General features: G+C 66.5%; 9 protein-coding genes. 8 read left to right on the plus strand and 1 reads right to left on the minus strand.

Going from position 1 to position 8,984, the window contains the following annotated elements:
- Positions 1 to 66: 66 nt before the first annotated feature.
- From ACFWAY_RS05455 to ACFWAY_RS05465, 3 genes are all read left to right on the plus strand, one after another.
- Positions 67 to 621: a potassium channel family protein gene (locus tag ACFWAY_RS05455; RefSeq protein WP_378510047.1), complete on the plus strand. Its 555-nt coding sequence runs from the start codon at positions 67 to 69 to the stop codon at positions 619 to 621.
- Positions 622 to 841: 220 nt separating this feature from the next.
- On the plus strand, positions 842 to 1,240 hold the full coding sequence (locus ACFWAY_RS05460; protein WP_378510039.1) for a hypothetical protein: 399 nt from the start codon (positions 842 to 844) through the stop codon (positions 1,238 to 1,240).
- Positions 1,241 to 1,246: 6 nt separating this feature from the next.
- Positions 1,247 to 2,647: a hypothetical protein gene (locus ACFWAY_RS05465; RefSeq protein ID WP_378510040.1), complete on the plus strand. Its 1,401-nt coding sequence runs from the start codon at positions 1,247 to 1,249 to the stop codon at positions 2,645 to 2,647.
- A gap of 38 nt (positions 2,648 to 2,685) precedes the next feature.
- On the opposite strand, the gene ACFWAY_RS05470 is transcribed toward ACFWAY_RS05465, so the two are convergent.
- On the minus strand, positions 2,686 to 3,669 hold the full coding sequence (locus ACFWAY_RS05470; protein ID WP_378510041.1) for a GlxA family transcriptional regulator: 984 nt from the start codon (positions 3,667 to 3,669) through the stop codon (positions 2,686 to 2,688).
- Between the two features lie 71 nt (positions 3,670 to 3,740).
- Here ACFWAY_RS05470 and ACFWAY_RS05475 point away from each other — a divergent pair, with 71 nt between their 5' ends.
- The 5 genes from ACFWAY_RS05475 to ACFWAY_RS05495 all read left to right on the plus strand — a co-directional run.
- The gene (locus tag ACFWAY_RS05475) at positions 3,741 to 5,051 is read left to right on the plus strand and encodes an MFS transporter (RefSeq protein WP_378510042.1); all 1,311 of its coding nucleotides are present in this window, start codon (positions 3,741 to 3,743) and stop codon (positions 5,049 to 5,051) included.
- Positions 5,052 to 5,101: 50 nt separating this feature from the next.
- A complete protein-coding gene (locus tag ACFWAY_RS05480; protein WP_378510043.1) occupies positions 5,102 to 6,952 on the plus strand; it encodes an AMP-dependent synthetase/ligase in 1,851 nt (616 codons plus the stop codon).
- 39 nt (positions 6,953 to 6,991) lie between these two features.
- Positions 6,992 to 7,753, plus strand: coding sequence for a MerR family transcriptional regulator (locus tag ACFWAY_RS05485; RefSeq protein ID WP_378510044.1), 762 nt, complete (start codon positions 6,992 to 6,994; stop codon positions 7,751 to 7,753).
- Positions 7,754 to 7,824: 71 nt separating this feature from the next.
- Complete coding sequence (locus tag ACFWAY_RS05490) at positions 7,825 to 8,214, plus strand: DUF5313 family protein (RefSeq protein ID WP_378452931.1); 390 nt, start codon at positions 7,825 to 7,827, stop codon at positions 8,212 to 8,214.
- A gap of 168 nt (positions 8,215 to 8,382) precedes the next feature.
- Positions 8,383 to 8,984, plus strand: a 602-nt coding sequence (locus tag ACFWAY_RS05495) for a carboxyl transferase domain-containing protein (protein WP_378510045.1), incomplete at its 3' end; no start/stop codon positions are given.

Consider the following 8,984-nt stretch of genomic DNA (forward strand, 5'->3'; position numbering starts at 1 on the left):
TCGGCGGAAACTAAAAGTGGCGACTTCAGGTCGCACCATCTCAGCCGACGGGAAGCGGGGGTGACGATGGCCGAGGACGGCGTGCGAAGTCTCTCCCGACATGCGCGGGTGCGTGTGCTCGTGCCGGCGGTGCTGCGCCCGGTATGTGCCACGGCAGTACTGGTGATTGCATATTTCCTGCTGCCCTTCACCACGGTGGACAACCTGCAGACCGTGTCCCTGGTGATCGGTGGTCTCGCTGTGGTCTGCGCGGTGTATGTCTGGCAGATCCGCAGGGTGCTGCGTGCCGAGTACCCGGTCGCGCAGGCGGTCGAGGCGTTGGCCGTCACCGTGGGGTTCTACCTCGTCGCCTACGCGACGACGTACTTTCTGCTCTCTCGCTCGGGGCCGGACAACTTCACCGAAGCGTTGACCCGCCTCGACGCCCTCTACTTCACTTTGACGGTGTTCACCACGGTCGGGTTCGGTGACATCGTGGCAGCCACGGAGGCCGCGCGGGCGGTGGTGTCGGTGCAACTCATCGGCAATCTGATCCTGATCTCGTTGGGCATCCGTGTGTTGACAGCCTCGGTTCGCTGGCGGCGTAAGCCCGGGATCGCCCGTGACTCGGCGACGCAGTGACAACCGGCGCTCGACGGGTCGGGACCCCGTGCTCGACCGACGACTCGTCGGACGTGGCGATCCCCTTGCCGGACATACATTGGCCTGCAGATATTTTCCGTCGCCGCGTGGAGCGGCGTCGATGCGCGCGCGTCCGGGCATCTTCCTGACAAGGGGTGAACCGACGGAGGATACTTACTTACGCCAGTTCATTTCGTACGTTGACGAAAGAGGAACGGTCATGTCCGATGAATCGCTGGTCAAGCAAGGTGTGGCAAAGGGAACGTCGATGGGCGGGGCGGTTCTTCTCGTCACCGTCGGCGTGCTCGAGTTCCTCCAGGGGATCTCCGCCATAGCCAAGGACGACGTGATCGTCGTCGGCATCGAGTACACCTACCAATTCGACGTCACTACCTGGGGATGGATTCATCTCGTGCTCGGCGTGATCATCGCGGCCGTCGGTGCGGCGCTGTTCACCGGGGCTACGTGGGCGCGTGTCGGCGCGATGGTGCTGTGCGCCTTGTCGATTTTCGTCAACTTCCTGTGGCTGCCCTACTACCCCCTGTGGGCGATCACGATCATCGCGCTGAACGCCGTCGTGATCTGGGCGGTAGCCACCTGGAACCCCGAAGTGATCTGATCCGCAATGGAAGACGGCACGAGCACCAGCCCACTCGACAAGGACGAACGCGCCGAACTCCTCCGGTTGCGCGACGAAGTGTCGACGCTGCGGGGACAGGCCGCGGGCGCCGCCGCCGGTGTTCCGGCAGAACCGGTCCCCCGCCCGCCCCGGCATGGATTGCGCTGGACGGCCGTGACGATCCTGCTGGTCCTGGTCGCCGTTATCACGCTCGCATCGGTCACCGCGCGCTTTACGAGAAGTCAGATCCTCGATACGGATCGCTATGTGAGCACGGTCGCACCCCTGGGTACGAATCCGGCCCTCCAGGCGGACATCACGAACCAGATCACCGACGAGATCTTCACCCGAGTCGACGTCGAGGGACTCACCAAGGACGCACTGACGGCACTGACCGACGTCTCGAATCTCGCTGCGAACGCGCCCCGGCTGGACGCGGCCGTCGTCGGCCTCGCGCCGGTGATCACCAGCCAGGCAAAGAACTTCGTCCACGACACCGTCAGCTCGCTCGTGCAGTCCCAGCAGTTCGAAGACCTCTGGATTCAGGCGAACCGATCGGCGCACAACGCTCTCGTGGCGGTGATGACGGGGAACTACGGTCTCAGCTCGGTGGAAGTCGACCAGAGCGGCACCGTCAGCATTTCCCTGGGCACCGTCATCGACAAGGTGAAGGCCGCGCTGACCGAGCGTGGTTTCGCGTTCGCCGACAAGATCCCCTCGGTGGACAAGCAATTCGTGTTGTTCCAGTCACCCGAACTGGTGAAGGCGCAGCGTGCAGTCAATGCCCTCGACAAGGCCTCGGCGATCCTGCCGTGGCTGGGCATCGCCTGCGCCGCCGCCGCAGTCGCCGTCGCCCCCAGCGGGCGGAGGCTGCGGGCCCTCTCCCTCGCCGGCCTGTCGATCGCTCTGGGAATGCTCCTCCTCGCAATCGGGATTCTCATCGGACGCGCAATCTACCTCGACAGCGTCCCACCCGACATCCTGTCGCCCGACGCGGCGACCGCTGTCATCGACACTGTCCTGATACCGCTGCGGACGAGTCTGCGTGCGGTCGCGGTCCTCGGTCTGGTGATCGCGCTCGGCGCCTTCCTCGTCGGCGGCTCGTCGTCCGCGACCGCCGTGCGTCGTGGGTTCGGGCAGGCACTGGACTTCGCCCGCAAGTCCGGCGCCGGCCGGCCGCCGAACGACGTGGAACGGTGGGCAAACCAGCTTCGAATTCCGCTGCGCTGTACCATCATCGGTGTCGCTGCTCTGCTGTTGATGTTCTGGCGCTATCCCACCGGACTGGTCGTGCTGTGGATCGTGCTCATTGCCCTACTCGCGCTCGCGGCTCTCGAACTACTCATCCGCCCGGCCCGCACAGCCACCGCGCAGGACTCGGGATCTACGCCAGTGCCTTCATCTTGATCGAGTGCAACACATCGCCGACCGGGAACCGACGCCGCTCAGACCGCCCGAACTGCCTGGCCCCGAAATGTTCTGCGATACGCCGACGGGGGGACGCCGAGCACGGCGCCCATGTGCTGACGCAGTGACACCGCCGTCCCGAAACCGACCTCGCGGGCGATGACGTCGACGGACAGGTCGGTGGTCTCGAGGAATTGTCGCGCGCGGTCGACCCGGTGAGTGATCAGCCAGCGGTTCGGGGTGGTGCCGACCTCTTCACCGAACCGCCGCGTGAACGTGCGGACGCTCATGTTCGCGTGCGCGGCCATCCGGCTCAGCGTCAGCGACTCAGCCAGCCGATCCAGAGCCCAGTCCCGGGTGGCCGCGGTGGACTCGGCGGTGGTCTCCGGGATCGGCCGCTCGATGTACTGCGCCTGCCCGCCGTCGCGCCAGGGTGGGACGACGCATCGGCGCGCCACCTGATTGGCGACGTCGGAGCCGTGGTCGCGGCGCACGATGTGGAGGCAGAGGTCGAGTCCGGCGGCGACGCCTGCCGAGGTGAGGATGTGCCCCTCGTCGACGAACAGCACATCGGGATCGACCCGGACCTGCGGATAGGTGCGCTGGAAGTGTTCGGCGTTGCGCCAGTGCGTGGTGGCGCGCAGTCCGTCGAGCAGACCCGCCGCGGCGAGGATGTAGGAACCGGTGCAGATGGAGACGTAGCGCGTGCCGGGACGGACGAAGGCGAGAGCCGCCTCGAGGTTCGGGGGCAGACGACCGTCGTCGTAGGCCGGGCCGAGTTCGTAGGACGCGGGGATCACCACCGTGTCGGCCTCGGCCAGCAACTCGGGCCCGTGGTCGACGGACACCGAGAAGTCGGCGTCCGAACGCACGGGCCGGCCGTCCGCCGTGCAGGTCTGCACCTCGTACAGCGAGTTCCCGTCGGCGTCGTGCGCCCGGCCGAAGACCCGCGACGGAATGCCGAGTTCGAACGGGATCACACCGTCCAGGGCGAGCACGACCACCCGATGACGTTCAACCATGGCCAGATTCTTTCACATGTTGTCATTCCGGCAACTGTTCCGGCGGGACGCCGTCCCGCAGACTTACCGTCGTGACGTCCGAAATCGCGCCCCCGGCACCTCCTACCCAGACGGCCCCGCCGCGCCTGCACTACGCCTGGCTGGTCGCCGTCGTCGCGTTCCTCGCCCTCGTGGGAGCCGCCAGCTTCCGGGCGGCGCCCTCGATCCTGATCGATCCCCTGCACGAGGACTTCGGCTGGTCGCGGGCGAGCATCTCCTCCGCGGTGTCGATCAACCTGGTGCTGTACGGGTTGACCTCGCCGTTCGCGGCGGCGCTCATGGAACGCTTCGGCATGCGGCGGGTGGTCACCGCGGCGCTGGTCCTGGTGTCCGCCGGCAGCGGATTGACCGTCTTCATGACCGCCACCTGGCAACTGGTGCTGCTGTGGGGCGTGCTCGTCGGGCTGGGCACCGGCTCGATGGCGCTCGCCTTCGTGGCCACCGTCGTCGACCGCTGGTTCGTCGCCCGCCGCGGCCTCGTGACCGGCATCCTCACCGCGGGCAGCGCCGCCGGACAACTGGTGTTCCTGCCGATCCTCGCGATGGTCGCCGAGCACTACAACTGGCAGACCGTGGCGCTGACGGTGTCGTTCGCGGCCCTCGCCGTCGTGCCGCTGGTGCTCGTGTTCCTGCGCAACCGGCCGTCGGACGTCGGGACGGTGCCGTACGGCGCCGCGCCCGACTACGTCGCGGAACCACCCGTCCCGACCGGTCGCGGCGGCGCCGCAGGCCGGGCCGTGACGGTGCTGGTGTCGGCGGCGCGGACCCGGGTGTTCTGGTTGCTGGCCGGCACGTTCGCCATCTGCGGGGCGAGCACCAACGGACTCGTCGGCACCCACTTCGTCCCGGCCGCGCACGACCACGGCATGCCGGTGACGGCGGCGGCGAGCCTGCTGGCGGTAATCGGGATCTTCGACGTGATCGGCACCATCGCGTCGGGGTGGTTCACCGACCGGTTCGATTCACGCAAGCTCCTCGGCATCTACTACCTTCTGCGCGGGATCTCGCTGATGCTGCTGCCGATCCTGTTCGCGAACACCGTGCACCCGCCGATGCTCGCGTTCGTCATCTTCTACGGACTCGACTGGGTGGCGACCGTACCCCCGACTGTTGCGCTGTGCCGCAAGCACTTCGGCGGCGACGCACCCATCGTGTTCGGCTGGGTACTGGCGTCGCACCAGATCGGCGCCGGCATCGTGGCGTTCCTCGCGGGACTGGTGCGCGACCAGTTCGGCGGATACGACTCCGCGTTCTACGTCGCGGGCGGACTGTGCGCGATCGCCGCCGTCATGTCTCTGGCCATCGTCGCGAAACCCCGCAAGGTGACGTCCGAGATCGGTTGACCTGCGCCGAAACCACTCCCCCGAGCGGCGCCGGTTCCTAAGATCGATACATGGCAGCTCAGCGCGCATCGGACGAGGTCATTGACCGTTCCAAAATCGAGAATCGGGCTCCGTCGGTAGCCGCACTGTTCGTGGATCGGGTGGCCCACTCACCCAACCGCGAAGCGTTCCGATACGTCGACGCGGCGGACCCGAAGCAGTGGTCCAGCGTCACCTGGTCCGAGGCGGGCGACCGCGTGCGCAACCTCGCGGCCGGTCTCATCATCCTCGGCGTGCAGGCCGAGCAACGGGTGGCGCTGGCTTCCGCCACCCGCTACGAGTGGGTCCTCGCCGACCTGGCCGTCATGTGCGCCGGCGCCGCCACCACCACGGTGTATCCCACCACCACGGCCGGCGACGTCGCCTACATCGTCGCCAACTCCGGCAGCCGTATCGTCTTCGCGGAGGACGACGCGCAGCTGGCCAAGCTCCGCGAGAACCGCGGCGAACTCGGCGACGTGGAGAAGGTCGTCCTGATCGACGGCGACCCCGGAGACGACGACTGGGTGATCACGTTCGAGCAGCTACACGACCTCGGCGAAGAACTGCTCGCCGAGACACCCGACGCCGTGCACGACCGGATCGAGGCGATCGACCCCGACGACCTCGCCACCCTGATCTACACGTCCGGCACCACCGGCAGACCCAAGGGCGTGCGGCTGTCGCACGCGGCGTGGACGTACGAGGCGGCCGCGATCGACGCCACCGGCATCCTCGACGCCGACGACCTGCAATACCTCTGGCTCCCGCTGTCCCACGTGTTCGGGAAGGTCCTGCTCACCCTGCCGTTGCAGATCGGTTTCGCGACGGCGGTCGACGGGCGCGTCGACAAGATCGTCGAGAACCTCGCGGTGGTCAAACCCACGTTCATGGGCGCGGCTCCCCGCATCTTCGAGAAGGCGTACGCGCGGATCGTCTCCACCGTGCGCGACGAGGGCGGACCCAAGGAGAAGATCTTCGACTGGGCCATCGGCGTCGGGCTTCGGGTGTCGAAGGCCAAGCAGGCGGGCAAGAGTCCGTCGCTGCTCGACTCGGTTCAGCACGCCGTCGCGGATCGACTGGTGTACAGCACGATTCGCGAACGGTTCGGCGGACGCCTGAAGTTCTTCATCTCCGGGTCCGCAGCGCTCAATCGTGATGTCGCGCAATGGTTCGACGCCGTCGGCATCGTCGTCCTCGAAGGGTACGGACTGTCCGAGACCAGCGCCGCATCGTTCGTCAACCGCCCGTCGGCGTACCGGTTCGGCACCGTCGGCTGGCCCATCCCGGGCACCGAGACCCGGATCGCCGACGACGGCGAAATCCTCGTCAAGGGTCCCGGCGTCATGAGCGGATACCACGAGAACCCCGAAGCCACAGCCGAAGCGCTCACCGACGACGGCTGGTTCCACACCGGCGACATCGGCGAACTGGACGACAGCGGCTACCTGCGGATCACCGACCGCAAGAAGGACATGTTCAAGACGTCCAACGGCAAATACGTCGCACCCTCCGCCGTGGCGGCCACGTTCAAGGGCATCTGCCCGTACGTCGGTGAACTCATCGTCGACGGCGAAGGGAAGTCGTACTGCGTAGCCCTGATCTCCCTCGACGCCGAATCGATCGGCGAATGGGCGAAGAATCACGACCTGGGTGGCAAGTCTCTCGCCGAGATCGCGAACGCCCAGGAGACCCGCAACCTGATCGGCGGTTACGTCGAGGAACTCAACGCCGGACTGAACCGGTGGGAGCAGATCAAGAAGTTCCGCATCCTCGAACGGGAACTCACCGTCGAGAACGGCGAGATCACACCGAGCATGAAGCTCAAGCGCAAGGTCGTGATGACCAATTTCTCCGACGAACTCGAAGATCTCTACAACTGACTTGACCCTCACGCGACGTAAGGCTGCACGGTAGAGGACGTGAGCGAGAGACACACGGTCGGCGTGGTCGCCAGGCTGGTCGGAGTGAGCGTGCGCACGCTGCACCACTACGACGAGATCGGTCTGGTGACACCGTCCGACCGCACACCCGGTGGGTACCGCAGCTATTCGGACGCCGACGTGGAACGTCTGTACCGCGTGCTGACGTACCGCGAACTGGGTTTCCCCCTCGAGGAGATCGCAGCCCTGCTCGACGACCCGGACGTCGATGCCCTCGCGCATCTACGGCGACAGCACGCGTTGCTGAGCGAACGGATCGATCGCTTACACGAGATGGCTGCTGCCGTGGAGAAGATGATGGAGGCGAGAAGCATGGGCATTCAGCTCACCCCCGAAGAGCAGAACGAGATCTTCGGCGACAACTGGCCGGGCGAGGAGTACGCCGCCGAAGCCGAAGAGCGCTGGGGCGACACCGACGCGTGGAAGCAGTCCCAACAGCGGTCCGCGAAGATGGGCAAGGAGGACTGGAAGCGAATCAAGGCCGAGGGAGACGCATTCGAGGCCTCGCTCGCGCAGGCGATGGCCGACGGCGTCGAACCCGGGTCCGATCGGGCCAACGCACTCGCCGAGGAACACCGCACCGGCATCGAACGGTTCTACGACTGCGATCACGCAATGCAGGTGAACCTCGCCGAGATGTACCTCGCCGACGACCGCTTTCGCCGGCACTACGACGACGTCGCCCCCGGTCTGGCGCAGTACGTCCGGGACGTCATCGTCGCGAATGCGGAGCAGCAGTAGCGGGAACGGAGCGAACTCGGCCACGCACCGTCGTCGAGTTCGCTCCGTCTGTCAGCACTATCCTGAAACCCATGTCCGATGCGCAGCGTCCCAGCCCCAGTCAGTACGTCGGGTATCTGTTCGGTCGCACGCTGCCGGATTCGATGCAGGACTGGGTCCGCAACGACCTCGTCGGGCCGGGCGCATCGGTGCGATACGTCCTCCGTTTCATGCTTCCCGTCGTCGCGGTACTCGCGTTGTTCCTCCTCATCCCCGGTCCGATCTGGATTCCGCTGGCGATGATGGCCCTCCTGCTGCTCCCGCTGCTCTACTTTGCAGTCGCGCTGATGAACATCTACCGTCGCCACCGTCTGCTCAGTCACGGCCTCGATCCGGACCTCGTGGGCGAGAAGGCGCAGCGCCGCGCCGACCGCACGCGCGAGGACTACGAGCGCCGCCACGGCCGCACCGAGGACCAGTAGCAGCAGCACGGTGCATCACATCTCCGCGAGGAGAGTGATGCAGCGCACGTGAACGATCGATAAGTAATGCGTTAAAGTGGCGGCGTCCGAGTGGGTACTCCCACGAACCGCGTACCCCACAGGGTGCAGCGCAGGTTCCGACAGCCTCGACGGGAAGAGCAGTCATAGATGACAGTCACAGATTCGGCGGTCACGCCCGATATTCACACGACGGCGGGAAAGCTCGCCGACCTGCGTAATCGTCAGGCCGAGGCGCAGCACCCGAGCGGTGAAGCCGCGGTCGAAAAGGTCCACGCCAAGGGCAAGCTCACCGCCCGCGAACGCATCACCGCCCTATTGGACGACGGCTCGTTCGTCGAACTCGACGCCCTCGCCCGGCACCGCTCGGTGAACTTCGGCCTCGCCGACAACCGCCCCGTCGGCGACGGCGTCGTCACCGGCTACGGCACCGTCGACGGCCGCGACGTCTGCGTGTTCTCCCAGGACGCCACCGTCTTCGGCGGCTCGTTGGGCGAAATCTACGGCGAAAAAATCGTCAAGGTCATGGACCTCGCCCTCAAGACCGGGCGCCCCCTGATCGGCATCAACGAAGGCGCCGGCGCCCGCATCCAGGAAGGCGTCGTCTCCCTCGGCCTGTACGGCGAAATCTTCCACCGCAACGTCCAGGCCTCCGGCGTCATCCCGCAGATCTCCCTGATCATGGGCCCCGCCGCCGGCGGCCACGTCTACTCCCCCGCCCTGACCGACTTCGTCGTCATGGTCGACCAGAC

The organism is Rhodococcus sp. NPDC059968, assembly GCF_042738615.1.
Classification (GTDB): domain Bacteria; phylum Actinomycetota; class Actinomycetes; order Mycobacteriales; family Mycobacteriaceae; genus Rhodococcus_F.